Genomic DNA, 26,116 nt, shown 5'->3' with positions numbered 1-26,116 from the left:
AACGAGAGGCGGATATGCCGGCGCTTTGCAGCGCCGGCATGAGGCAGGGGAGCTTGTTATGCGACATTGGTCGCCTGACTGGACCGTACGGCGAGCATGGCATCACCGACCAGATATTGGTTGGTGCCGTCGACGGTTTGATAGGAGCTGGTACCTGAGATCATCGAACCATCAGCGAAGGATTGTGTCGCGTCGCTGCTCGGCAATAGGTTGATCAACCGGATACCGGCGACCGTCATCGTTTGCAGCTCGCCGGCGTCGCTGACGCCATTCTGGTTGAGGTCGCGCCAGACCCTGAACTCGCTCCAACGCTCGTCGTTTACATCGAGGACATTGTCGCGGTTGGTGTCGAAGGCAAGCCGCAGGCCGTCAAGGTCCGACGTCGACTCGTTACTCCAGGCGCCAAACGCCAGTTCCAGCCCCTGGTCAATCTTTCCGTCAGGACCGGCCGTTCCATCGGCAGCGAGATCGATCGCGAGGAAGCCGTCCTGGGGGCCGACCCAGGCTGTTTCATCCGCTACGCCATCACCGTCCCAATCGAAGCCTACCGATGTGGCGAGCGAGTCAAGAGGGCGAAGATCGACATGGCCGTCGCCGTTCAGGTCCAAAAGAACGGGACTGGTGCCGCTCGCTATGACACGCCCTTGGGCATTATATTTTCTCCACCAATCCAACTTGCCACCCTGGTCGGAATGGTACTCGTACTCTATGCGGGTACCATCATCAAAATAGGTGTCCCCACTGGTTCTGACCCCGTACCTGTCATACCGGATGATGTCCCTGGTCCACGTCTGGTTATTCAGATAGTCGCGGGTTTCGTACCACCACTTCTTGGCCACATCCATTTGCACGAACGTTTGCATGAGGGCGCCAGACGCTGAGTATGATTCAGTTTTATACCGCCAATCATTGGCGTTAGTGACGTCATCAGTTCTCTTGTCCGTTTGGCCGCTATCGAAGGTCGTTTCTTGGTAAGTGGTCTGGCCAGCGCTATTTTGGATGACGAGATTGGACGACCACGCCGCATTTGCCCGATCCCAGGCATAGTAGCGCGTGTCACCGTTATCGTAATAGATGTTCTGGGCTGTGAGCTGACTGCTGGCATTGTAGGAATAGTCTATGCGCTTCCATTCCACAGCATTGGCGGGATCGTAGCTGGCGACATAGCGTGTGCCGTCATCATTGGTTTGATCGACCTCGACCAGCCTATTTGCAGTGTCATAAGATTGCTTGATGGTCGACCATGACAGGGTGCCGGCAACATCAGAGGCGGTCTTCGTGCCGTCGTCGGCGGTTTCAAGCTTGTAAGTCAGCTGTCCGGCTGCATTGTAGTTCTGTTGTATCTGCGACCACGCCCCAGTACCCGATGGATCAAAGGCGATCTCGATCCGCGATCCGTCGTCGTTGATCTGTGTTTCGAGCGTCTTCCTGCCAGCGGCGTCGTATTGCTGCTCGATCCTTGTCGATGTGCTCGCATTCAGCGGATCGTAGAATGTGACGGTTGTCAGCAAGCCGGCCTTATTTGCATTGGCAACACTCAGCTGCTGGCCGCTTGCCCCGTCATAGGTCGTCGTCACGGAGCTTCCATCGGCCGCGACGATGGTCTCAGCGATCTTGCGGCCAGCCGAATCCTTCGTGAAACTGGAGGAAAGCGAGCCGAGCGCGGTGACGATATCGATGGTCGTCTGCGTCATTGCTCCGCTGGCGTTGAGATCGACCTTGGTCAGGGTGATCGAGCCGTCGGCATGCATCACCGCCGTCTCGGTATGATCGATGGTGCCGTTGTTGCCAGCATCCTTCGACAGCGTGGTGATCAGGCCATCGGCACTGGTCGAGATCGTGCCCTTTGCCGTCACCGTGCCACTGGCATTGGTTTCCGTCACCGCGGTGGCGACGGAGCCGTCGACCTGGATGGTCGACCGCATGACCGTTTCGTAAACGCCGTTGCCGTCATAGTCGTATTTGGCAATCTTGGTGCGGCCATCGGCCGATGTGGTCGTCTCGATCTTCGCGGCGATCGCCTGAGTCCAATAGACGCCACCCGGCGTCAGGTTGGAGACCGAGCGGGCCGTTGCATTGTTGGTCACCAAGGAGACCGAGGCGCCTGTCGGATCGACAGTGACGGTTTCGATCTGATCGTTCGTGCCGTCGCCGTTGATATCCTTCGACGTCGTCCTCAACCTGCCGTCGGCAGACGTCTGGATCGTCGTCTTCGCGGCCAGCGTGCCGGCCGGAAGATCGGTATCCGAGATCACGGTCGTGCTGCTCCCATCGGCATTGGCGGTCAGATTCGTCACCCGCTGGCGATCGATCGTGCCGTTGCCGTCGAGATCCCAGGTGGTCGTGGTCACGCGGCCGTCGGCGGACACGACGACAGTCGACTTGTCCTTGACCGTTCCATCGGCTTTGAAGTTGGTGGTCACCGATGTCTGGATGCCGGAATTGGCGGTGACCGTCTCCTGACGCTGATCGACGATACCGTCACCGTTGCCGTAGCGGTCGACGGTCACCCTCAACTTATCGGCGCTGGTGAGGGTGACGATCTTGCCAATCAGGGTGGTTCCGGCACTATCTCTCGTCTCGACGGTCTCGCGGACAGCACCGTCCGCCAGGACCGTGATCGTGTCGGTGACCGTCTGGTTGCCAAAGCCCGAACGCTCCTGGCTCGATGCAACGATCAGGCCGTTGGCGCTTGTCGTGGTGGTGGTCCTGGAGATCAGCGAACCATCGGCCTTCTTGCTTTCCAATGTTCGCGTCTGCGTGCCATTGGCATTCAAGACCGTGACATCGGTCGCCGTCTGACTGTAGGAGCCGGCACCCGTCGGATCGATCTGGGTCGTGACGGACAAGCCGTTGGCACTGGTGGTGACGAGCGTGCGGCTAGTCAGCGTCGTGCCGGTAAGGTTGCTGATCGTCCGCGTCGTCGAGCCGTTGGCGTTAAGGACGGTGACATCGGTCCGGCTTTTGTCGAAGGTGGTGCCGCCACCGGTGCCGGCCGTATCCCACTTGGTGGTAACGGTCAGGCCGTCTCCAGACACTTCGGTCAGCGTAATGCTCTTTGTAACAGCGCCAACGAAATCTTTCGTCGTGGTCGCCGTGCTGCCATTCGCTTTCAGAACCGTCGTGCGGGTCGTCTTCTTGTCGACCGTGCCGTCGCCATTGCTGTCGTATTCGACGGTCTGCGTCAGGCCGTCCGCCCATGTGATGACGGTCTTCGAGTCCTTCACCACATTGTTGGCGGCCAAGTCGCTGAGGACCTGCTTCGTCTTGCCGTCGGTCAGCTTCGTCGTTTCCGACTTTTTGTCGACAATGTTATCACCGTCGACATCGGTGGTGACCGTGGTCGTAAGACCGTGAGCTGCGACCGTGGCGACGGTCTTACTTTCCAGCGTCGTCCCATCCGCCTTGAAGTAGGATAGGGTCTGCTTCGTGCCGCCATCGGCATTGAGGACGGTGACGTCGCTCATGGAGCGAACAGTCTCCCCATCGGCATCGGCCCAGCTCGTCGTCTTACTCAAGCCGCTGGCGCTGACTTTGGCCGTCGTGCGGGAGATGAGTGCATCGCCGATACCCGTCTTCGAGATCGTCTCGGTGCGGCTGCCGTCGGCATTCAGCACCGTGACATCGGTGGTGACGAGTTCAAAGACGCCATTGCCGTCGAGGTCGGAACTGAATGTCTTCGAAAGACCATCATCCGAGGCGGTGACGACGGCCTGGCTTTCGAGCACGTTGGAAGCATTATATTGCTTGATTTCGTTCTTCTGCGTTCCAGTGGCGTCGATGGTTATCTTTTCTACAAAGTCGACAATGGCATCGGCATCGATCTTGGTGTTCACCGTGGTGGTTTTCTGGTCGGCGCTGACGGTGGTGATTTTCTGCGAGACCAGCGTGGCGGCGTCCGCTGCCTTGACCGTTTCAGTTGTGGTGACCGATCCGAGCGGATCGAGCGGCGTTTTCTTCCATGACAAGTTCCGGTCGATCGTGCCGTCGCCATTCAAATCGTAATCGGTCGATCCGGAAAGCCCGTTGAGATTGGTCGTCACCTTCGTCGAATTTGCGAGCGTCGTTCCTCGGTAATTCGATACGGTCTGGAACTGCAGACCGTAGGTGTCGAATGTCGTGACATCGGTCGTCTTGGCATCGACCACCTCGTCGCCGTTGATGTACTCGCTCGTCGTGATCGACATGCCGTTGCCGCTGGCGACGACCGTCTTCTTGTTGAGACGCGTGGCATCGCTGCTCGTCACAGAGATCGTCCGCGTTTTGCTGCCATCGGCATTCAGCACCGTCTGGTCGCTGGTGATGCGGTCGCCGACGCCATCGTGGTTCAAATCCGCCGACACGGTCTTGGTCAGGCCATTGCCGCTGATGTCGGTAATTGTCGTGCTGATGGTCGATGCGTCCGCAGCGTATTGCCGCTCCCAGATGTTGACGTTACCGCTGGCCGAGACTGATTCGACCCGGCGTGTATTGGTCCTGCCGTCGCCATCCGCATCCGTCACGATCGTGGTGTTGCGGCGATCGGCGCTGACGTCGGTGACGATCTGGGTCTTCAGCGTTCCATCGGCGCTCGTGCTCCTTACCGTTTCCTTTCGAGCGCCGGTGCTGTCGAGAACGATGACGCTTTTGGTGGTGTCTTCGAAGGCGCCGTCGCCGTTGACGTCTGTCTTGACATACTGCGTCAGGCTGTCGGCGGATGTGTCCGTGACAGTCTTGCCGATCACCGTGCCGTTGGCGTTCTTCAACGTCACTGTTTCGATGCGGCCGCCATTGGCGCCGTTGGTGATGACATCCGTCACCACGAGATCGTTGACGGTATCGCCGTTCGCATCGATGCTCGTCGTCTTCGTCAGGCCGTCAGCGGATGTCACCGCGACCGTCTTGCTGACCAGCGAGCCGTCGGAATTCAGCGTGCTGACCGTATTGGTCGTTTGACCATCAGTCTCGACGACGATCTTGGTCAGTCTGTCGGTCGCTGTGTCGCCGTTCGCATCCTCGGTGATTGTGATCGACTTACCGTCGAGGCTGGACTTTGTGACCGTCTGCGACAGCAGCGTACCGGTGATACCGGTCTTGGTGCGATGCTGGACCGTCTGAGTCCGGTCGGTCGCGTCGATCACCGTCACATCGGTATCGGTGAAATCGATAATGTTGTCGCCGTTCACGTCGCTCGTGACGGTCTTCTTCAATCCGTTGGCGGTGGTGACCGTCGTCGTTTTCGAGCGTCGAATGGAGGATGCGTTTGTGTTGTAAACAGTCGCTTCCAGCGTCACGTCGCCTGAGGCTGCGGTGGTGGATGTGGTGACAGTTTTGGTTTCGCGGGGTCCGTTACCGTCTGCATCCACCGAGACCGTGATGGTGCGGCCATCGGCACTGGTTGACGTGTCGACTTGCGATAAAACCTTATTGTTCGAACTGCGATCGATGGTCGTTTTATTGCGGGTGCCATCCGCTGCGATCGTTGTGGTCTCTGTGACGATATCGTCGTAGACGCCGTTGCCGTCCCGATCGAGATTGGTCGTCTTCACCAAGCCGTTGGCGGAGCTAGTGACGGCTGCCCCAAACAGCACCGTGCCGTTGACACTGAGCTGCTGCGTGGACGTCGTGGCCGAACCATCAGCATTTTTGACGAAAATCTGCTGTTGGTCCGCGATGCCGTCGCCACCCTGGTCAAGTGTCGTCGTCACGGTGAGATGATCGGCGCTGGTGACAGTCGTGGTGCGATCCGAAAGCGATCCGTCGGCATTGAAGTTAGAGACGGTCTTTGTCTGAATGCCGGCGGCATCGATGGCCAGGACATTGGTCTGCGAGCGGTCGAACGTGCCGTTGCCGTCGTCATCGAACTGCGTTTGCACGCTTTTGCCATCGACACTGGTGGTGACGACGTTGCGGAAGGCCAGACTGCCGTCCTTATTGTAGGCAAGAATCGTCTTCTCGATCGAGCTGTCGGCCTTCGTCACGCTGGTCGTCTTTACGATATAGGCCGAATCGTCGTTCGCGAGCACCGCGTCGCCGACCGTTCCCGTCGTGCCGTCGGTGCGGGTGAAGGTGGTCGTCCCAGTTATCGCGGAGCCATCAGTAAAAGTCTGCCCACTGCCCTTCGGCGTCAGATCGATCGAGGTGATGCCGAGGCTGTCAAGGGTTACCAGTTGGCCGTTCACATCAACCTTGAACTGCGACCAGCGTGCGTCGCCGGCGTCCAATTTGCCATTACCGTTGGTGTCGAAGACATGCTTCAGCGCCTCAAGGTCGCCTGTTGCCGAGGAATCCCATTCGGTGAAGGCGAATTCGCTCGACCGGCTGATCTTGCCATCACCGTCGGCGTCGAGGACCAGAACGCCATCGCCCTGCCCTGCCCACGCTGTCTGATGCTGGTACCCGTCACCTTCAAGATCAATATAGCGCTGCGAATCGCCCAGCGTGTCAACGGAGAGGCCGCTGCCATCAAGATCGAGCATTACCGGTGACGAACGCTGCCCCCAACCACTACTACCACCGGAGTTAATCCACTCCCAGTATCCTGCAGGCTTCCCGCTAATGACGATCGGCTCCAATGCCGTCGAGTTAGGGTCACTGTAGTCATCGTAATAACTCTTAGGAGACCTGGTGGTTGATTTCCTCTCTTCCTCACGCCATGCCCAATACCCGCTGCTTCCCCCTGACGTGGACCCGGAGCTATTTGAAAAGTCTCCGTAATAAATATACCTTACGTCCGGGTTCAGCTGCTGTTGGTAGTTCGAATTATCCTGAAGATCAGAAAAATCATCAGGAGAGAGAACTACAACCTGTGCCAGAGGATTTATTGGCGGTACCACAAAGGAGTCGAAAGAAGTCTGAGTTGAAGGATTGGTCGCCACTTCGGCCGCGACAGGGGTTGCAGAGACGGAAACCGACCGGCCAGGATTAAGGTCGGCATTTGACATCGAAGTCTTTGTCGAGAAGTCCCCTGGTGCAGACAAGATATTGAAGTCGCTAACGTCCGGCAGAACACTCCGAAGTGCCTCGGTCACATTGTCCCGAACCGACGAGCCAGCTGTGATACCGTACGTCCCCGACAAAACGACGCCCAGCGCCCCGGCTCCGAGAACTGCCCAGCCTCCTGGCGTTGCCATAAACGCAGCGGCAAGCACTCCCGGGCCTACGCTTAATGCGAATCCCAAGCCTATGTCGGCAGCAATTCCTACGGCCCGGGCTGCATAGTCCCCGATATCATCGCCATCGTATGTGACAAGATCGGAGTATCCCTCAAGGCCCGTCGCCATCCATCCGACTACCGGCAGAGCGCGGCCAAGCGAAGCCTGGGTGTGCAACAACGAGCCAGGCTTAAATTCTCCGGCGAGCTTGGTGAAGTTTTGTGTTACGGCGTTCCTGGCTATCTCGTTGACTTTATCGGCAAATAGCCTGCCGCTCATCGAGACGGTATTTGCTGGAACGCTGAATGATTTTCTGAGCGAATAACTTATGCCGGTTGCGGCAACGCCGAGACCAGAGGTAAAATACGTCGTATAATTATTAAACGTTTCCCTTTGCCAGGTTACGTAATCACTGTACTCATTAGCCATGATGCCCTCTCAATCGGACTGCCATTTGTAGAAAAACTTGGTATAAATCAGGCCTATACCCGTACACAGAAGTAAAAACCCACCAAGAGTGACGAAATAATTCTTCACACCCTCAAGATCCGTGCCAAAAAAGTGGTAATAACCCTGACAACGAGCACCGGAACACCTTGCAGCAACATTAGCGCCCCACCAACACAAGCCTATTGCGGCGACAGTACTTCCAACTGCCGCTAGAATAATTTTTGAAGTGGTGTGCTGCCGGGGCTCGAAGCGGGATAAGCTAATTACAGAACTTATTACAAAAAGAAACAAAAAAAACAGAAATGTTGCTGATATCTGCGCCAAAAATAGACTAATAAACGAATTTCGGTAATATCCATACGATACAACTGAAGTTATATATGGGAAAAGAAAACTTTCTCCACATATATACATCCAAGGGTCTTTCGCGCCTCTAATAAAACCGAAAATTATTATTGCTAAGCCAGCAATAGCGCCAATCATGGGAAGCGGCGACATCTGCCATTGAAAAGAGTACATCGAGCAATTTTTCCCAAATAACGGCGAGAGAGGGCACGATTGGTGGTGCGAACCTTCATTATAAAGGAACTAAAAAGGCGGGATATCGAATGTACTACGTCCGGTGCCGACGACACTCAGAGAAATTCGAAGACATCCAGTATCAAGGTGGACATCACAGTCAGGCATAACCATAGGGAATTTCATATTTATGCTTCCAATGGCGACAACAAGACGAATGCATTGCATTTGGAAGGAGCGTTATTTTCAGTGCGACTTAAGGCTAGAAATAACCGCTGTGCCCCATGATTGATCGCGAGCTGCGCTCTAGGAAAAGCAATATCTCCGGGCGATAGATAGTGCCCAGTTAGAGAAGAGATCTTGGAAATCAGCATGTCATGGCTCGGATAAAATTAACGATACCTTTTTACTCAGGTTTACGCTCTTAAACAATTCTCGTCGCAGAACAAGGGGGCGGCAGGAAATATCTACACAAACGTGCAATTTTCCATAAGGCTGTACGGCCCTACCTTTCAGAAAGGCATTTGACGGGTGGGAGGGGAGCGAGGGGAAGCGGCAAAGGCGCTCCCCTCGTCTAACGCCCACGGTCTATCCCCGCGGGGAATGCAAGCAGCGTGTCATCGCCAACAACACCAAAGCCCGAACACCACTGTTCGGGATTTTGTCTTTGATACTGCGCGCCGTTCGGCTACTCGTCCGCAACGGCGTCTTTCGCTATTTCGCGGCCCGATGTCCGCAAAAGAGCAGGCAGCCAGCCGGTGCCGTTCAGCAGTTTTTCGGCTTCGGCAATCGCCATTTCGGAGCCTTTTCCACCGCTCTCACCGCTTCCGCCGCGCATCCCGCCTCACCCAGCACGTTCGCAAAGCCAGATTTGGTCAGGCGGCTGAGGAGTGCCGCATCCGGCGTCCAGTAGTCCCGCATGTCTAGACCAAGGCAGTGGCGATATGCTCGACTGCTCAAGGCGGCCCCTGCTTTGGTTATGCTTTGCCTTTACCGCGTTGAGATTGGCCGCCGTCACCAATGCCAGCAGATCGAGCAACCGCGTCGCGGGCTGCTCCAGCAACCATTCCCATTGGTCGGCTGGCTTTCCCTACAGCTGGCCACCCACGTTTCCTTGATGGCCGACCAGTCGCCCAGAGCGCGGGCAGTACCCGGCTCCTTGATGGATGGGACAAGGTCACGGCGCTGGCCGCTGATCTCCACCGGAAACTCAGCCCGATAGGGTGAAGGACCGGTGTAAATGCGTTGGCCACCAGCGGATGCAGCAGCGCCGCAAGAGCGATGTCAGGACGTTTGGCAAGCTCAACCCTCATCGCCGCCGTGCGGATGGCGATCAGTTCCTCCACCAAGGCGGCGGAGTAGACGTCGTCTGACTCCACGGCGATGCGACGACGCCGCCGTCGGCCCCTGCCCATCCGTGTTCGCATCCCCCTGCCGCAGCCGGTCCAGCGCTGCATGGTCCTCGGGCTTCACATAGGCTCGACCGATTTGTAGATCACCGCCATGGTCAATGGTGACAATGCACCCTGCCAACACCATTTCCTGCGGGTCGTAGCTCTTGACCGCGTTCTGGATACTTTCGATGCTGCAGACATAGGAGTTTGTGGAGATCCGAAAACAATAGCCAGGGCCATAGCTTTTCAACGCTATGCCGATGGTGATCGTCATCAATAGGAAGCTGTCGGACTTCGCCACGCACTCGAATAGAGCGCCGTTTGACCTCGCGAGAGTCGCGCCTGCCTCCAGCGGCGACCCAGCTGGAGTTCCCACCTTGCCAAATTTTGCCATTGTGGCTACTTTAGCCCGATGAGCACTATGAATATCTCGCTGCCGGATTACTTGAAGCAGTTCGTCGACCAGCAGGTCGCCGGGCGAGGCTATGGTACCAGCAGCGAATACGTCCGCGAGTTGATCCGTCACGACAAAGATCGGCAGCACTTGCGTGATCTCCTGCTTGAGGGTGCTTCATCCGAGACGACCGAGCCGGTTGATGCAACCTATTTCGATAGCCTGCGAGCCCGTGCCTCGCGGCAAAGCTCCAAGTGACCGCAAAGTCTATCGTTCCCCGCGCGTCGGCCCGCGGGGATGTCGAGAATGCCGTGGACTATTATGCTCGCGAGGCTGGCGCTCAAGTCGCGATTAGCTTCGTTGACGCGGTGCAGTCGACATCTGGTTTGATCGCAAAGCATCCTTCATCGGGTTCATTGCGCTACGCATATGAACTCGGTTTGCCCGATCTGCGCACCATGTCGTTGAAGGCTTTCCCTTATATCGTCTTCTATCTTGAGCAAGCCGACTACGTCGACGTATGGCGTATTCTGCATGCGAAGCGCGACATTCCAGCGTGGCTGCAAGATCCCGAAGTGTCTGCGTAGTATGGCAGGCTGTGTTAGGTAGAAGGGCCTGCGGCTGTGATCCGAACGAAGGTCGACCCACTGTGGTTTAAGCGGTGCTGCGCGTTTCATCTGCAGTTTTTTCCCGATCGCGAGGCGCTATCAAAGCTCAGCGATTTGCAGGAGAGCATCGAGCGAAATAGCACTACGCCGCTTCTGCGCGTCCCGGCCACAAGCCTGCACATGACAGTTGCAACTTTGCTCAACGCAGCGACCCAATTGAGGATCCCAAACCACGAGGTCTGGAATCGGAAGGGGGAAAGATGGAAAGCGATCGTGGAGAAACTGGTCGAAGAGACCGCGCCGATTGAGCTCCATTTCGATGAGGTCGCCGCCTCAGAAGCCGCCGAGTTGCGCGAGCTTCGTTCGGCCATTTCAGATGCTATCTGCTTCGAACATTGGCGTCCAACCCCGCCCCAAATTGCTCACATGACATTGTTCAGGTTTTCTGCAGTAGAATGGTTACCGGCAGTCGACTTTGATGCGGGGTTTTTGCCTGTAGGCGTCCGGGTTGGATCCCTTCAATTGTTGGAAGAGCGGGTTTGCCCAAACGTCGACGTCAACATGCTGAGCGAGCCGTTGTTACTGGGCAGAAGCCCACGATAGGGCACTTATTTCACGCGCACGGTAGATCTGATCGACGCCAACCCCGTTCGGCTCCTCGGCCCGACCGAATCCTTCGCTTCTTCGTTGGACTTCAAAGATCGATGCCGCGCCCACGGCTGACAGCCCGCTGGCGCCGCTCCGAGATGATCTGCTCGCTGCTTTCCCTGCGGACGGTCTGCTGCAGGACCTTCAGCCTGTCCTGCATCGCTTCGAAGACGCGGTGCTGTGCTTGTGGCACACGGTTGATGAGATCCTTTTCGCCGCCAATGACGGCACTACGACCGAAGCGCTCGTCGAGCGCCCTGCTGACAGCGGCAAATTCCTGGCGAATAATTGGATCGAGAGAAACGGCCGTTGCATTCCGCTTGCGACCGTTGTTCTTCACCTCAGCGGTCAGGCGCCTGAGCGCCTCTTCCGCCGCCTTCGACAGGCCGGGAATGGCGACTGCCATGCGCCGTCGCTCCTCGGCAACAGCCTGGCGTGCTGCATCGAGCAGATTGACGTAGGCCGAACCGAGCGCGCGCAGGCGGGCGGCGGCTTCAGGCACGGCCTGCACTGCCTCCTTCCGCTCCCGGCCGGAAGCCAGCATCCGGTCCATCAGGCGATCGGAACCGCGCAATGCGCCGTAGGCGGCCGGATCGTTGGTCACCGCAGCGGCGATGCGATCGGCAGCAAAACCTTTCTGGAGCAGCTCTTCGATCTTGCCGACGGCGCCGGCCGGATCGCGCCAGATCGTTGATGCCACGGCCGCCAACGCTGCGCGCTGCTGGCGATAGAGAGGAGCTGAGAGCAGACGAGATCGCGCCTCCTCGTCGACAGGGGTCTTGAATTCGGTGACGGCGGCGAGCATAGGCAGCACCGCGGCATTCTCCTTGCCTGCCTCCATCCCCTGATCGGCACTGGCGCCAGCAACGATCCTCGAGCGATCCCGCCGCTCGGCGAGATGCTGCTCCTCGGCAAAACGCTTCACGGCTTCGAATAGGCCAACCAACTTCTCGCGTCTGGTGCTCGCGAGGTCCTCCGGCAGACGCTCGACGACGTTGCGTTCGGCAATCGCATCGGCTTTGGATGTGAAGGCGCTCCAACCGAAACGGGCGGTGAGCGCCTCGCTGACGGCCTTGATCTCCTGGACGAGCGAGCGGTCTTCGGTGGCGAGCGCAAAGGCGGTCTTGTAGGCGTCGTCACCACCCTGCCTGCGCACCGCCTCGATCTCGACGAGACGTGCCATCGCTGTCTTCGAGAGCGCCGGGATCGGCAGGGACATATGAGCGCGGCGCTGTTGCTCACGGAGATCGAAGCGTTCGCCATTCCGGCGGAACTCCGTCGCATGAGCACGGGCGAGCGGCAGCAGTTCCGTCAAGGCGGTAATCGCGGCATTTCGTTCGTCGCGTGCCGCACGACCGTCGACGATGAGATCGGAACCGCGCAGGCGGCCGAGCCGATCGGGTGCAGCGGCAAGATCGTCGGCGAGCTTGCGCGGTTCGAGGCCTGCATCCGAGGAAAGCGCGTTCAGGGCGACAAGTGCTGCATCCGGGTCACGATAGATCTTCTCCAGCAGCGGCCGCAGAATTGCTTCCCGCTCCTTCCAGGCCGGCGACGCAAGCTGAGCCAGCCGCGCATCTTCGGCGACGGTCCTGGCAAAGACCGTGGTGGGCGCAATCAGATACCGCGCACGGCCAGTGTCTGCATCCGAGATAGGTTGCGTTTCAATTCGCTCCTCATTGTAGGAGACGCGCCGCTCCCGCTCGATCGCAAAACCGAGCGCCATGCTGGCCCGCTCCCAGAGCTCAGCCACCTGCTCCCTCTTTTCCGCAATCCACGCCCACCGCCGCGAAACCTCCTCTTCCATGCCGGCGGCAGCTTGAGAAAGAGTGTCGAGCCCACGACGCCGGGCGAAATCGTCGGCATGAGCCTGATAGCTGGCCTCGCTCTCGAAATCGAGTGTCGTCGTCTTGGCGCCGGAGCGCGACAGACGTTCGACGAGCTGCTTGAACACATCCGGCCGATGGCTTTCCCGCTCGATGCGCTCCAGGCGAGCTTCGGCGGTTTCGATGCGCTTGGCAGTCCAGACATTGCGGTCGACTTCTCTTTCCTCGAACCGCTTCTGCCCGGTTTGCTCATCGACGATCGGAACCTGAACCTTGACCCGCTCCACGCCGTCCTTGCGCAGGGTGACGGTGTCGCCTTCCGAGATGCCACTCTCCTCGAGCGCCTTCGGCAGGCTCACACCCCAGAGACGATGGACGCTTCCGTCGTCCGCCTTCACGTCGGCATAGGGACTGTCGTCGGCATCCTCATCATTCGGCCGGAACTTGGCTTGTCCGGTTTCCACGAACTCGCCGGTCACGCCGGCAGCATGATCGACACGCGGCTTCCTCCCCCATTCCGGCCTCCCTTCAAAATCTTCCTTGGCGGCATAGAGGTCAGCGCGGTCGCGATGTCGGGTCATCGACACATAGGTCAGATGTTGATCCATCATGCCGGTGGCGAGCACGAAGGTTCGCTCGACGGTGGCACCTTGTGATTTGTGAATGGTCGCGGCGTAGCCATGATCGACATTGCGATAGCTGTCCTCACTGAGGACGACGTCACGACCATTGTCGAGACGCACCGTAAGCAAGGCATCACCGCGTTTGTCGCCGGTGGACACCACCGTCCCGAGCATGCCGTTCTTGACATATTGCGGACCGAGACGGGCAGCACGGGGCTCGAGGAAGCGGGCATTCTCCAGAAAGATGATGCGATCGCCGGCGGCGAATTCTCGCGCCCCGCGTTCGGCCCGGAAAGAGCGACCCTCACCGAGCGCCCCCTCACCTATCATCACCGATCGCAGCGCTTCGTTCAGGCGCTTCACGTCTTGATTGGTATGGGCGAGTACAAGAAGCTCGTCACCGCGAAGACGACCGTCATTGCCTTCAAGGACCGACGTCTCGATTGCCAGTTTGCGCCCTTCGCTCCAATCGGCGACGATCCGCCCGATGACTTCGTCGCGCGTCTCTGCCTCGACAAGATGACCCTGCTGCGCGTAGGCGTCGAGACCTTTCTCGGTCTCGCCACGAGCGAACAGCCGAGATGCCTCGCGCGCCCAGTCTTCGCGCTGGCGGCGCACGCCGGCGAGTTCGGCAAAACCGATCCGCTCGGTGATCGCCCGGAACGCCGCACCCGCCTGGATCGGCTGAAGCTGCATCGCATCGCCGACCAGCACGACTTTCGCCCCTGCTTCTTCGGCGATCTTCAACACACGCGCCATTTGCTGCGACGACACCATGCCGGCCTCGTCGATGACAAGCACATCGCCGCGGTGAAGCGTCTCGTGTCCATCGGCCCAGATGAGTTCCCAGGAGGCGAGTGTTCGCGAGCTGATGCCGGAACTGTCTTCCAGCCCCTCAGCGGCCTTCCCCGCAAGGGCCGCGCCGATCACCCGGCGGCCATCGTGTTCCCAGGCAACACGCGCCGCGGCAAGCAAGGTCGACTTGCCGGCGCCAGCAAGGCCGACAATGGCCGCAATGCCGCTGTCGCCGGCGACATGACGGATGGCGTCCACCTGCTCTGCATCGAGCTTGAAGGGTTTGTCGGGTTCGCCAGCTTCGACGCTTTTGACGGCGGCCGCGACATGCCGTGACGGAACGGCAAAACCGCGACGTTCCGATAAAACCTGCGCCGACCGCGCCATGTCATATTCGATGCGCAGGATCTCGCGCGTGGTGAAGACCGCGGGTTCCGCTGCCTTGCCCGTTTCGGCATCGACCTGCTGTGGCTTCAGCATGACCAGATCGTCCGATGCCATCAGCCGCGCGCGGATGTTGGCGAAGTCTAAGGGATCGTCGACGTATCGATGCAGCGCCTTGGCGATATCGCGCTCATCGAAGGTGGAGCGTTCATTGCTCAACTGCTTCAGCAGAAGCGCAGGATCTACCAGCAGCCGGTCGGCCATCTCGTGGCGACGGGCAAGGTCGGCCGGCGCGAAGTACATCTCGGCACCCCTGCGGGAAAGGGCTGCCTTCTCCGGCCCGAGATGTTTTTGCGCGATGCCATCGAGACCCTGCTCGGCATAGGAGCGGCCATCGAGCCGGATCTCGTGGCCGGCAAGCGCCAGATGCCGGTTGGCCGTCTCCGCCCAGGCGACCTTCCATGTCTTCATGGTCTCCTTGTCGCCGGCCCAGAGCTTGTAGACGATCCTGCCCTTTGGGCGGTCCGGCGTGACGACGCGCAACGGCGCGCCGTCTTCACCGGTGACCGCCACCTTCTTGCGTCCAAACCCCTCCTGCGTCAGCGGTCTTAGCGTCGTCATCAGATGGATGTGCGGATTGCCGTCCTTGTCGTGATAGACCCAGTCCGCGACCATGCCCTTGGACGTGAGATTGTCGCGGACGAACTCGCGCACCAGCGCGATATTCTCGGCCCGCGTCAGTTCCTCCGGCAAGGCGATGATCAGCTCACGCGCCAGCTGCGCGTCCGCCCGTTTCTCGAAAACATCGACGGCATTCCACAGCACTTCGCTAGTGCCGGCAACCGAACGACCGTCGATCGCCCTCCGCAGCCAGGTCGGCGTCTCGTCCGGCAGGGTCAGTTCCTCGTGAACGAGTTCGGAAGCGCCGCCCCTGTAACTGAAGGACGTGCCGGCCTGCTCGTCCATCATCCGGGCGCGATGGCGATAGGCGGCGGCCGAGACGATGCTGCGTCCCGCTCCCCTGCTGATCACCTGCGCTCTGATGAACATGATCGCCACTGCCGTCTCTCCACCGTCCAAGCAGGTCGCGTCAGCGACGTATATTGCGCCCTCAAACCGATCGGACCGCAGGGCCGATGCCGCTTTTCCGGAAGACGGCCATCAGCCGGAATTCCAGCCCCGACATTTTCGGGCTGGTGCAAAATAGCCTGTTTAACTATTTTATTCTAGTCAGTATAAGGAGCGGTATTTTCAGGAAGGGAGAAACCCACGATGGCCGTCAAATCATCGATTTCTGATCTCGATGCCCAGATCGAGAAGCTCAGAGAACGCAGGAGAAGTTTGATCGTTAAATCCGCCGAGCGGTTTGCCCGTGCGGCCATGAAGTCCGGGCTGGCGGAAACGGAGATCGCCGACGAGGAGATCGACCGGATTTTCGAAGAGATCGCTGCGCGATTTCGCAAAGAGGAAAAGAAAGGGCCTGGTGGCGCGCCTCCTCAAACACGTCGACCGGCAGATAATGGGACTGGAACGCCGTCGGAGATTTCACATGACGGCTGACCGGAAGAGACAAGCGCGCGAGAAATTCCTGCTTGGCGGCGTCGTCGTCAAAGCCGGGCTGTCGAAGGCCGATCGGGCATTCCTGCTCGGCGGCCTGATCGAGCTGGCGAGGGTCATACCCGGGTCGGCAGAACACCGTCGGTTGCGCGATATCGGCGAAAAGGCGTTCAAGGCCTCTTCGCACGACACTCTCTCGCCGCACATCGAGGAGAACGCCGGATGGCGCTGAAGTGTCGCTTGCATCCGGGCCTGCTGCTCGTTCTCGTGCCCGTCGCGGTCACCGCCATAGCTGTCTATATCACCGGTTGGCGATGGTCGGCACTGGCCCACGGCCTATCCGGCAAGACCGAATATTGGTTCATGCGGGCCGCACCGGTGCCGGCGCTTCTGTTCGGGCCGCTCACTGGGCTTCTGACCGTCTGGGCGTTGCCGCTGCATCGCCGGCGGTCGATAGCCGTCGCCAGTCTCCTGTGCTTTCTCGTCGTGTCCAGCTTCTATGCTTTGCGGGAATATGGACGTCTCGCGCCATCGGTGGAGAGCGGCACGGTCTCATGGGATCGGGCGCTTTCCTATCTGGATTTCGTTGCCGTCATCGGCGCGCTGGCGGGCTTCATGGCCGTGGCGGTCGCCGCCCGTATCTCTGTCGTCGTGCCCGAGCAGGTCAAGCGTGCAAAGGGCGGAACATTCGGCGATGCGGATTGGCTTTCGATGTCGGCGGCGGCAAAGCTCTTTCCGCCCGACGGCGAAATCGTCGTCGGCGAACGTTATCGCGTTGACAAGGATATCGTCCATGAGCTGCCGTTCGATCCGAACGATCGCAACACATGGGGGCAGGGCGGCAAGGCGCCGTTGCTGACCTACAGCCAAGACTTCGATTCCACCCATATGCTGTTTTTCGCCGGATCGGGCGGATACAAAACGACCAGCAACGTCCTGCCGACCGCGCTGCGTTATGCCGGTCCTCTGATCTGCCTCGACCCTTCCACCGAAGTTGCACCGATGGTGCTCGAACACCGCACCCGCGCCCTCGGACGCGAGGTCATGGTGCTCGATCCGACCAATCCGATCATGGGCTTCAACGTGCTGGACGGCATCGAGGCATCGAAACAAAAGGAGGAGGATATCGTCGGCATCGCCCACATGCTTCTATCCGAAAGCCTGCGCTTCGAATCCTCGACCGGCTCCTACTTCCAGAACCAGGCGCACAATCTCCTGACCGGCCTGCTCGCCCACGTCATGTTGTCGCCGGAATATGCCGGCCGGCGCAACCTGCGTAGCCTGCGCCAGATCGTTTCCGAGCCGGAGCCGTCGGTGCTCGCCATGCTGCGCGACATCCAGGAACACTCAGAATCTGCCTTCATCCGCGAAACGCTCGGCGTCTTCACCAACATGACCGAACAGACCTTCTCGGGTGTCTATTCGACGGCGTCGAAGGATACGCAATGGCTCTCATTGGACAATTACGCCGCGCTCGTCTGCGGCAACGCCTTCAGGTCGAGCGATATCGTCACCGGCAAGACGGACGTATTCCTCAATATCCCGGCGTCGATCCTGCGCTCCTATCCCGGCATCGGGCGCGTCATCATCGGCTCTCTGATCAACGCCATGGTCCAGGCCGATGGCGGCTTCAGCCGCCGAGCGCTCTTCATGCTCGATGAGGTTGACCTACTCGGCTATATGCGGGTGCTGGAAGAGGCGCGCGATCGCGGTCGTAAATACGGCATCAGCATGATGCTGCTCTATCAATCGGTCGGACAGCTGGAGCGGCACTTCGGCAAGGATGGCGCGACGTCATGGATCGATGGCTGCGCCTTTGTCTCCTACGCCGCGATCAAGGCGCTCGATACGGCGCGAAATGTTTCTGCCCAATGCGGGGAAATGACCGTCGAGGTTCAAGGGCGGTCGCGCAATATCGGCTGGGACACAAAACGCGGCGGTACGCGTAAATCCGAGAGCGTCAATTTCCAGCGCCGGCCGCTGATCATGCCGCACGAAATCACCCAGTCGATGCGCAAGGACGAGCAGATCATCATCGTGCAGGGCCATCGCCCGATCCGCTGCGGACGGGCGATCTACTTCCGGCGGAAGGACATGAATGCGGCAGCCAAGGCGAACCGCTTCGTCAAACCGGTGCCGTGAGTGACGGTTGATCCTGCACCTCGTCCTTGCTGGCGCCTTTATCGATACTGCCAACGATAGTGGAAGGTATCGCTGGTGCGTAGCTGGGGCGGATCGGAGCCAACGGGTAGGAGAAGATCGAATTCGACGCGCGGAGCGGCGGAGACTATTTGCGATAGCTGCAGCAGGCCAAGCGGTAACGAGGCTATCACGAGCCAAAGGTCAGCGGAATCGGCTGACCTCCGTGGCCGACTTGCGGCGACTGATGAATTCGCGCAGCAGCGGCAGGAAGAAGGCCTTGCTGAAGCGGCCGGTTGGGGGCTCGGGCTCAAGATAGAATGAGTTTCCAACGATGTCGGTATTGAACTCATCGAAGATGATCCAAAGCCTGCGATCGGCATCGAGACCGGCGCGGCGCTTTTCGATCGCTGGCACTTCCACAGCAAACCGCGACGCCTCCGGTTGTTTGGTGGTGACGGGAAAGAAGAGAACCAGATCACCGTCCCGCCGCGGCATTCTCACACCGACGACGACCGGCCGCTCCTTACGTCCTTCCGTCTCCCCACGCCCAGCCTCTCGCGCCCCATAGGTAAGGATAGCGTCTGACGCTTGGTCTGGATCAGCTCGTAGTTCATGAGCGTCCTGCCTCGTCCTCGCTGGCGTAGGCCTCGACGGCGTTTTCGAACTCGGCAAACAGTTCATCGGGCATCGTTTCGATGATCCCGACGGTGCGCTGGTTCGATTGCTTCATCAGCCGCTGGTAATCTTCGATATTCAGGAGAACCAGCCGGGGTTTATTCCGCTGGGTGATGGTCACTGGATGGCGGAGAGCCTCGGCTATGATGTCGCCAGATTTACGCGATAGATCGCTGGTTGAATAGGAACCGCTTGATTTTGACATATGGATTTCCTTTTTTGCTGTATTTGTTGTGATAACAATACTTACAACAATGATGCAACTTTGCTCACAATGTAAGCATCGCCAGTAGGAGGCGGCGGCATCAGCCGCCTCTGCATCCGAGCGCTTTTACCGCTTGGATTGAACGGCGCGCACCGCATGAACCGGAATTCCAGTTTTCTGCGTGATTTGCTTTACGATCGGCGCCAGTGTGCCGAGTTCATCGTCGGTCAACCGGACCAATGTCGGAAAGTTGACCTCGACCCCACCGTCATCCGCCGTCAAAGCGTTGATCCAATCGCTGCCCTTGATGCGGTATTCGTGGGTGTCGAAATCGATTTCGAGGTCGTCCAGTAGATTGATGGTGAAGCGCCCGAATATCTCGGTCTCGCCCTGCAGCTGATAGGCAATGAATTCGTCATCTCCGACGAGAAGGGTTCGTTCCAATTCCATGATGACGCGGATGCGAGCGACTGCCGCCTCGAGCCCTTCAATCAGCCGATCGTGAAGTTCTCGCGAGAAATCGGTGTCGCATCCGAAGCGATTTGCGAGGACGACGAGCCGGAAACCGGCAAGCTTGGCGTAAAGCATGAGGTTCTGGTCGGATGTCATAATGTGATCTCCTTCATGTTGATGACGGAGATCGGCCACTCTGTTGCAAAGAGGGGTCAAGGACCGCGGAACGCGGCTCGCAAGCGGGGGAACCGATTTTTCCAGAGCGCAGCGCCGGAAAAATTGGGGGAGACCGCGCCGTCCTTGACGCCGGATTTGCTGGAGTAAAATAGGACGTCAGAGAGAGAAGAGACCCGCGGCCCCAAAGGGGACGCGACCGTTTCCGGCGTCGGCCGGCGGGGAGTGTCGAGGGGTGAAACCCTTGATAGCCTGGCGGCCGGTCGATCCGGCCGGCCAGGCTCACGAACACGGGATAAGCCCCTCCGTCAGAACGGAGGCTCAGCCTCGATGCGGCCTTCCTGCTCGGCCCAGATCACCTCGCGTTCGGCCAGAGCCAGTTCGAGTTCGTTCTCGATCTGGCGACGCTCTTCTGGATCGGCGTTCCGCAGCTCGGCCTGCAGCAGCGCGATGATTTCGTCGATGCAAGTGGTCATTGTCGTCTCCTTGACGTTTGTGAAAGACGACGGCCGCGGCCATGGCGGGATGCAGGGGTCAAGGATTGCGAAGTAACCGGCGGAGCCGGCGAGTGGGGGAGCCGATTTTGTCGAAGTGAAGGGGACCCGGAGCGCAGACAAAATTGGGGGCGCCGCTCGTCCTTGAGGCCTTCATGCCGCCATGGCACCCTCGGACGGACTGAGCAGACCCTCCCTCTCCGTATGGCACCGGAAAAGCCGGCAAGGGGCTCGATGCCCGTTGCCGGCTTGATGACATCAAACCTTGCTGGAAAGGTACCTCTGAACCATCTCCAGCAGCCACATCACCGTGACATGGCAGCGGTGCGCACAGAACGAACCCTAGCCGGTGAGAGCCGGCCCCCTTGCCGGGACCGGCTGCTGTGCAGCTCAGGCCGGGTTGTTCCAGAGGATGACCTTACGATTCGGCTCGCCGCCGGGAGCGGGAGCGAGGTTGCCGAAGATCACGCCGATCTCCGGAGCCTCCAGCTTCACGGAGAGGTATTCCTCGCCAGTCAGGCGGGCGATGCGGTTCCAGCCCGCGCCGATCTCGAAGCCGGTCTTGCGGTGGATGATGCGGTAGTCGGGGGCTTCATCGCTCGCCTTGTTGGCGTTCGGGACGATGGCGATCGGGGCGTTGACCCGGATGGTGGCGAAGATGCCCTCGAGGCTGCCGTCGGTCTTCTGCGTCAGGGTTGCGATCGTGGTGGCCATGGTATTGTCTCCTTCAGTTGCTCGGGACCATTCCCGATGGCGCCCGAAGAAGGGGCCGAGCCGCAGGCGTCACCGGAGCGCAGCGCAGGGAACCCCTTGCGGGTTGACGCTGATGGCGGCCGGTCCCTTAGAAAGGCGACATGGAGAACGGAAATGGTCTCGTGCGACCGAAGGTCGGGACAAACCAACTAGGGCCGCCCGGTCCGGCGCTGCGTGGGAGCTGGCTACGGGCTGTTGGAATGCCTCGCCACCATCCGGTCGCTAAGACCTCGCCGCTCCTGGCCATTGCAAAGAAGAGGCGCTCAATGGTGCCCCATCATACTTTGTCGCTCGGCGGGACCGACGCGGTGATCGCATCGGCAACCGCAACAGTGTGGCAATGTCGGGTGGAACTGCTCGCTCGGGGATCCAACATGTGATCCTTCGCGGACTCGCCCCAGCGCCCGGTTGGCGGATCCGACAGTATCCCGCCGGACATCCAGCCGTTGGTACACGGGCAGCCTCGAGCGGCCGAGGCCGGCTTCGTCGAGCGTTCTTCGCAAGCCCATGACGTGCCAACACATCACCAAACGGAATCCATCGACTGCAAAGGATTCAAAACTCTCGTTGGACAGGGTCTGTCTCCACGGGAATGATTCTCGGCATGACCCGAATGTCGTTCCACCTCCATTGCCAGCGCGTCGATGCCAGCCGCAACATGGCGCGCTATTACACGCTTGCAATCGAGTCGACCTTATTCGGCGAAACCGCGGTCTTGCGCAGTTGGGGACGGATCGGCAGACGTGGCGGCGAGAGGACCGACGTGTTCGGGACCGAGCAGGAAGCCGTCGCGCATTTTCTTGATCTTGCACGTCGGAAGCGCCGGAAGGGCTACAGGCCGACCAAGGCTGCAATGCCGCCGGTGATGGCCTGATGCGCGCGAAAACAGCGCGGCGATCGGCGCGCAAGGGGTCGCAGCCCGGTCGGCGAATACGCCGGATGCGCCCACACCATGCGCACGCTTGAGGCGGATACCACAAATCTATTGGCCAGGTGGGCCGGCGAAATTGAAGCTTCACATTCCGTCTTCCAGCGCTTTCAGGACGACTGCCGGCAGGTTATCGAAATCGTCGGAAACTTTGATCTTGCTGCGCAAAGCGCCGGGCTTGTGCACGGTCACGTCAACTGACGGCGGGCCGATTTCGGCAATGACTTTGTGATGAGACGTCAGAACGAACCTCTGTCCATCCTGAACCTGCTTTAGGACGGATGTCGGATTGCCGCGAAACTCCCGCACGCCCCCACGGCGGGGAGATGATCGAGGTTCAGACATTGAATGGCTCCATGTTCGGCGGAATTGTGTACACACGTTCATCGAAATGCCAGCTTTCTGTTCTCCGGATAGGATGAATTGGCCGACCGGAGGCTGCGATGTTGCCAGCGATCCGACATGATCGCTCCACGAACGTCTATCGCATGGCAACACTCAGACTCGCGGTCGGTCGAATATCTGTCTAGGAGGAGGCCATGCTCTGATGTCGGTAATCGGCCGCAGAAGGATGGACTGGTTGTCGAGGGATGAAGCACCAGCTCTGCCAGAAGCGCTCCGACTCTTCGTCGACGGCGCGAGCGACGATCGCTCGCCCGCCGACCAGATCGGCGCCGGCGATGCATCGACGAAAGGCATCCTTGACAAGCGCCATGCCGATACCGCGACCGACCTGGCTGTGATCAACGGCAAGCTGACCGATGAGCAGACACGGGATCGGATCGGCTGGGCGACCCGTTCGGATCTTCCGGGTCACGCCATTTGGCGTGATGACGGTCGGAGCAAGTCCACAATAGCCGACGGCCACGTCGTCGTCATGATGACCAACAACCCGCAAAACTATGCTGGTGGTTCGATCGGGCAAAGGTCGCAAGCCAGGCGTAGAGGGCGCTTGCCACAGCTAAACGACTCCAGGCGATGACGCTCCGCAAGCGGCTCGATCTGCGACAGGCCCAAAGCTTCAATGTTCCCAGGGTGCTTGACGTTGCAGGCGCTCGGCCACCTTGGCTGGCGCCGCGACTGACGGCGCTTCAATCGCCGCAACAAAAGCTTCGAAGGCATCAGTGGAAATGCGAATGACACTCTCGTTGAAGATTGCCGTCTGCGCCTCCTGCACCGCAGCCCGGCGGATGAACTCGGTTCGGGATAGCCCAGTCAGGGCCGCTCCCGATCGATGGTTGCGAGATCATCATCGCGGAAGCGCATGGAGACGGGCGTTTCCTTTCGAGCACTGGTAGCGGCCATGTTGGTTTCCTTGCTAGATGACCCAGAATGTAATGCAGAAAGCATTACCTGCAACGCCGTCAGGCACCGAGAAAATGGCGCTCACTCACCATCCTCCGCAGCCTGCCAGACCGGGATTCCGAGCCGTCGAGCCTTGTCGGCGAGATTGCCGGTGATGCCGGAGCCGGGAAAGATGACGACACCGGTCGGCATGACCGAGAGCATTTCGTCGTTGCGGCGAAAGGGAGCGGCCTTAGCGTGCTTCGTCCAGTTCGGCTTGAAGGTGATCTGCGTCACCTTGCGGGCTTCGGCCCAGCAGGCGGCGATGCGCTCGGCGCCCTTCGGCGAGCCGCCGTGGAGCAGGACCATATCCGGATGTTTTGCATGGGCCTGATCGAGCTTCGCCCAGATGCGTTCGTGATCGTTGTAATCCATGCCGCCCGAGAAGGCGATCTTGGTCCCGGCCGGGATCAGCACTTCGGTCTCGGCGTGGCGGCGGGCGGAAAGGAAGTCTCTGGAGTCGATCATCGCCGCCGTCATATTGGCGTGGTTGACCTTTGACCCGGTGCGCGGCCGCCAAGAGGAGCCGGTCTGGGCTTCGAACAGGTCGGCGGCAAAATCGCGCATGAACTCGAAGGCATTGCGGCGTTCGAGAAACGTGATGCCCTCGGCGAGCAGGCGCTCGAGCTCGACGCTCTTGACCTCCGAGCCGTCCTGCTCCCGCTGTCCGATGCGTTGTGCGTCCTCGTTGCGTTGCAGCTCGCGCTGGATGCGCTCGCCGGCCCGGTGGAAGAGGTTGACCATCGACCAGAGCAGGTCTTCGAGATCAGGCTCCAGCCGCGTGTGGCCAAGCATCTCGAACAGGGCGTCGAAGATTGCGGTCAACGCCGACTGAACAACCGGCTCTTCCGGGAGCGGCCGTGGATCGGGTTCGTCCTGGAAGGGCCGGTGGCCGTAGATCTGCATTTCGTAAATGAAGCGGTCGGTCGGGGAGGAGGCATGGTGGGGCTCGAAGGCGTCGTCGATGGGAAGTGTCAGGTTCATGATAGTCTCCGTCGGTTGCGGCCGCGCCTCTCGCGGTCTGACGGCGAACCTGGTCACGCGGAGACGGGCCGGAACCGCTGTGCGAAGCACCGCGGCCCAGCGCGAGCGCCGGGCGGGGACACGAAGGTTTCTTGTCTCGCGAGGAATGACGGACCGCTTTGCGGGCCGCCAGGGGAAGAAACCTGACTGACCCGCTGAAGGCCGGGCCGCCGCGTGGTAGAGGTCGCCTCTCGGGCAGGCCCGCGGGCGCGCCCACCTGAAGGAGGTGCCCACGTAACGACCTTCCCAGCTGCGACGACCGCCACGATTGCCGGCCGTTTCGGTCCATTTCATGCCGGCAGAAAAGCCATCGCATCTTCCGGAACGAACTGAGCCCGCAGGTTTCCAATCAGCCGCTCCGGGCCGAGCCAGCGCAGATCCTCGTTGAAGTCGCCGAGCTCGGGGGCGAGCACGAGCGGCAAGATCCCAAGTGCTTGCGCGCGGCGGCTCAACCCCTCGATCCCGTGCCGGCCGGCAGCATCGGCGTCGCCGGCGATATAAAGGCGAAGACACCCGGCCGGGGGAGAGAAAGCCGCGAGGTGGTTGGCAGTGAGCGCGGCCGCCATAGGCAAGCCGGGCATCACATGAGATAGCGAAAGCATGGTTTCGAGACCTTCGCCTGCCGCCATGATCGACACGGGTCCGTTGATCGGAAAACGAAGGCGCACGGCGTTGCCGAGAAGACCGCCAAGCGCGCGTCGGGGGTCCTCGACCTTGGCCTTTCCCTCGCCGCCAGGATCCAGCCAAGTGCGATGCACGCCGGTGATCTGCCCTGCCGCGTCAGTGACAGCCGCAATCAGGGCTGGATAGCTGGTCGCCCGGGCGGTCACCAGATCCCGATAGTAGCAGGATGGATGGAAGCCGAGCGCCGTATGCGTCGATCCCCGAAGGATGCCCCGTCCGCGGAGATAACCGTCAGCCAGCGTACCAACGAGCGGCTGCGTCATGGCGAACACGCGTCTTGCGCGTTCCGCCGCCGGTTTGTCGACCGGCGGATAGTCGAGGGCGCCGCCCATGTAGGACGGCGCCGGTCCGGATTGGGGAAGGCTCAGGAAATGCCGTGCTTCATCGACAACGTCGCGAAAGTCGACAAGACCGCAGGTTTCCCGAACGAGATCGAGCAGATCGCCATATTGTCCGGTCGCCGCGTCCGTCCATCTGCCAGCACGAGGGCCGAAGAGGTAGACGTAAAGCGATCGGCCTTTGCTGTTGGCGACATCGCCAACAATCCAGTAATTGCCGGCCCGACGGCCGGCGGAGAGGTAGTGGCGGCAGACCGCCTCGGCGTCGCGCGCGAGACGGTCCGCCAGCTCGGAGGCGGATAACATCACAGAAAATCCTAGCAAGAGTGAGAACGAACCGACCTGCCCAGGCGCTCTCCAAGCGCTGCCAGGCCAAGCCTTCCCGGCCGCTCTCTCGCTCTTCCGCCAAGCCTACCGCCGATTCCTCCTCCAACCGATAGGTTCCTGACCTCCAATTATCATGTCGAATAGTTCCAATTTTCAGAAACGGAATTCGGAAGGGCAATTCGCCTTCTGCAATTGCGAAGCGCCGCGGTCAGCCTATTATACTGATTAATTTGCGCTAGTATTATCAA

The 26,116-nt window shown here is 59.8% G+C and carries 20 protein-coding genes and 1 pseudogene; 8 read left to right on the top strand and 13 right to left on the bottom strand.

Annotation, left to right across the window (positions count from 1 at the left end; genetic code table 11):
- Positions 1–56: 56 nt before the first annotated feature.
- The 3 genes from RlegSU303_RS32140 to RlegSU303_RS32130 form a co-directional block, all read right to left on the bottom strand.
- The gene (locus tag RlegSU303_RS32140; RefSeq protein WP_231284147.1) at positions 57–6,458 is read right to left on the bottom strand and encodes a beta strand repeat-containing protein; all 6,402 of its coding nucleotides are present in this window, start codon (positions 6,456–6,458) and stop codon (positions 57–59) included.
- Between the two features lie 1,113 nt (positions 6,459–7,571).
- Positions 7,572–8,102 (bottom strand): hypothetical protein, encoded by a 531-nt coding sequence (locus tag RlegSU303_RS32135; RefSeq protein WP_131720628.1) that lies wholly within the window; start codon positions 8,100–8,102, stop codon positions 7,572–7,574.
- A 1,302-nt stretch (positions 8,103–9,404) separates the two neighbouring features.
- A complete protein-coding gene (locus RlegSU303_RS32130) occupies positions 9,405–10,040 on the bottom strand; it encodes a hypothetical protein (protein WP_231284152.1) in 636 nt (211 codons plus the stop codon).
- Here RlegSU303_RS32130 and RlegSU303_RS32125 point away from each other — a divergent pair.
- The 3 genes from RlegSU303_RS32125 to RlegSU303_RS32115 are packed head-to-tail and all read left to right on the top strand — an operon-like array spanning position 9,942 to position 11,101.
- Positions 9,942–10,148 carry a ribbon-helix-helix domain-containing protein gene (locus RlegSU303_RS32125; RefSeq protein WP_231284151.1) on the top strand — a complete coding sequence of 69 codons (207 nt, stop codon included), beginning with the start codon at positions 9,942–9,944 and terminating at the stop codon, positions 10,146–10,148. The genes RlegSU303_RS32130 and RlegSU303_RS32125 overlap by 99 nt on opposite strands.
- Complete coding sequence (locus tag RlegSU303_RS32120; protein WP_131720631.1) at positions 10,145–10,477, top strand: type II toxin-antitoxin system RelE/ParE family toxin; 333 nt, start codon at positions 10,145–10,147, stop codon at positions 10,475–10,477. Before RlegSU303_RS32125 ends, RlegSU303_RS32120 begins: the two co-directional genes overlap by 4 nt.
- A gap of 36 nt (positions 10,478–10,513) precedes the next feature.
- Positions 10,514–11,101 (top strand): hypothetical protein, encoded by a 588-nt coding sequence (locus RlegSU303_RS32115; protein ID WP_131720632.1) that lies wholly within the window; start codon positions 10,514–10,516, stop codon positions 11,099–11,101.
- Between the two features lie 91 nt (positions 11,102–11,192).
- On the opposite strand, the gene traA is transcribed toward RlegSU303_RS32115, so the two are convergent.
- Entirely contained in the window at positions 11,193–15,830 is a 4,638-nt protein-coding gene (traA, locus tag RlegSU303_RS32110; protein WP_231284146.1) for a Ti-type conjugative transfer relaxase TraA, read from the bottom strand.
- A 213-nt stretch (positions 15,831–16,043) separates the two neighbouring features.
- Here traA and RlegSU303_RS32105 point away from each other — a divergent pair, with 213 nt between their 5' ends.
- The 3 genes from RlegSU303_RS32105 to traG are packed head-to-tail and all read left to right on the top strand — an operon-like array spanning position 16,044 to position 18,470.
- A complete protein-coding gene (locus RlegSU303_RS32105; RefSeq protein ID WP_131720652.1) occupies positions 16,044–16,331 on the top strand; it encodes a TraC family protein in 288 nt (95 codons plus the stop codon).
- Positions 16,321–16,560 (top strand): conjugal transfer protein TraD, encoded by a 240-nt coding sequence (locus tag RlegSU303_RS32100; protein ID WP_131720653.1) that lies wholly within the window; start codon positions 16,321–16,323, stop codon positions 16,558–16,560. Before RlegSU303_RS32105 ends, RlegSU303_RS32100 begins: the two co-directional genes overlap by 11 nt.
- Positions 16,551–18,470 (top strand): Ti-type conjugative transfer system protein TraG, encoded by a 1,920-nt coding sequence (traG, locus tag RlegSU303_RS32095; RefSeq protein WP_231284145.1) that lies wholly within the window; start codon positions 16,551–16,553, stop codon positions 18,468–18,470. The genes RlegSU303_RS32100 and traG overlap by 10 nt, the downstream gene beginning before the upstream one ends.
- 201 nt (positions 18,471–18,671) lie before the next feature.
- Here traG and RlegSU303_RS32090 read toward each other — a convergent pair.
- The 5 genes and pseudogenes from RlegSU303_RS32090 to RlegSU303_RS32070 all read right to left on the bottom strand — a co-directional run bounded on the left by RlegSU303_RS32090 (position 18,672) and on the right by RlegSU303_RS32070 (position 21,185).
- Positions 18,672–19,084, bottom strand: a pseudogene (locus RlegSU303_RS32090) (hypothetical protein).
- The gene (locus tag RlegSU303_RS32085) at positions 19,081–19,350 is read right to left on the bottom strand and encodes a type II toxin-antitoxin system prevent-host-death family antitoxin (RefSeq protein WP_017958416.1); all 270 of its coding nucleotides are present in this window, start codon (positions 19,348–19,350) and stop codon (positions 19,081–19,083) included. The pseudogene RlegSU303_RS32090 and the gene RlegSU303_RS32085 overlap by 4 nt, the downstream one beginning before the upstream one ends.
- Before the next feature lie 126 nt (positions 19,351–19,476).
- Positions 19,477–19,959: a hypothetical protein gene (locus RlegSU303_RS32080; RefSeq protein ID WP_017958415.1), complete on the bottom strand. Its 483-nt coding sequence runs from the start codon at positions 19,957–19,959 to the stop codon at positions 19,477–19,479.
- Positions 19,960–20,285: 326 nt separating this feature from the next.
- Positions 20,286–20,453: a hypothetical protein gene (locus tag RlegSU303_RS32075; RefSeq protein WP_017958413.1), complete on the bottom strand. Its 168-nt coding sequence runs from the start codon at positions 20,451–20,453 to the stop codon at positions 20,286–20,288.
- A gap of 408 nt (positions 20,454–20,861) precedes the next feature.
- Positions 20,862–21,185 (bottom strand): DUF736 domain-containing protein, encoded by a 324-nt coding sequence (locus tag RlegSU303_RS32070; protein ID WP_017958412.1) that lies wholly within the window; start codon positions 21,183–21,185, stop codon positions 20,862–20,864.
- Between the two features lie 643 nt (positions 21,186–21,828).
- Here RlegSU303_RS32070 and RlegSU303_RS32065 point away from each other — a divergent pair.
- Complete coding sequence (locus tag RlegSU303_RS32065; protein WP_043294320.1) at positions 21,829–22,098, top strand: WGR domain-containing protein; 270 nt, start codon at positions 21,829–21,831, stop codon at positions 22,096–22,098.
- 141 nt (positions 22,099–22,239) lie between these two features.
- On the opposite strand, the gene RlegSU303_RS32060 is transcribed toward RlegSU303_RS32065, so the two are convergent.
- A complete protein-coding gene (locus tag RlegSU303_RS32060; RefSeq protein WP_131720658.1) occupies positions 22,240–22,497 on the bottom strand; it encodes an antitoxin of toxin-antitoxin stability system in 258 nt (85 codons plus the stop codon).
- A 202-nt stretch (positions 22,498–22,699) separates the two neighbouring features.
- Here RlegSU303_RS32060 and RlegSU303_RS32055 point away from each other — a divergent pair, with 202 nt between their 5' ends.
- Entirely contained in the window at positions 22,700–23,134 is a 435-nt protein-coding gene (locus RlegSU303_RS32055) for a hypothetical protein (protein WP_157626451.1), read from the top strand.
- A 39-nt stretch (positions 23,135–23,173) separates the two neighbouring features.
- Here RlegSU303_RS32055 and RlegSU303_RS32050 read toward each other — a convergent pair whose 3' ends face one another.
- The 3 genes from RlegSU303_RS32050 to RlegSU303_RS32040 all read right to left on the bottom strand — a co-directional run bounded on the left by RlegSU303_RS32050 (position 23,174) and on the right by RlegSU303_RS32040 (position 25,847).
- Entirely contained in the window at positions 23,174–23,329 is a 156-nt protein-coding gene (locus tag RlegSU303_RS32050; protein ID WP_017958409.1) for a type II toxin -antitoxin system TacA 1-like antitoxin, read from the bottom strand.
- Between the two features lie 209 nt (positions 23,330–23,538).
- Positions 23,539–24,480, bottom strand: a complete 942-nt coding sequence (locus RlegSU303_RS32045; RefSeq protein ID WP_017958408.1) for a DUF2493 domain-containing protein — start codon at positions 24,478–24,480, stop codon at positions 23,539–23,541.
- Positions 24,481–24,809: 329 nt separating this feature from the next.
- Positions 24,810–25,847, bottom strand: coding sequence for a DUF7146 domain-containing protein (locus RlegSU303_RS32040; RefSeq protein ID WP_231284144.1), 1,038 nt, complete (start codon positions 25,845–25,847; stop codon positions 24,810–24,812).
- Positions 25,848–26,116: the final 269 nt, after the last annotated feature.

The organism is Rhizobium sp. SU303 (genome assembly GCF_021052345.1).
GTDB classification, from domain to species: domain Bacteria; phylum Pseudomonadota; class Alphaproteobacteria; order Rhizobiales; family Rhizobiaceae; genus Rhizobium; species Rhizobium laguerreae.
The sequence above is the reverse complement of the archived record's forward strand: the minus strand, read 5'-3'. Positions and strand labels throughout refer to the sequence as shown.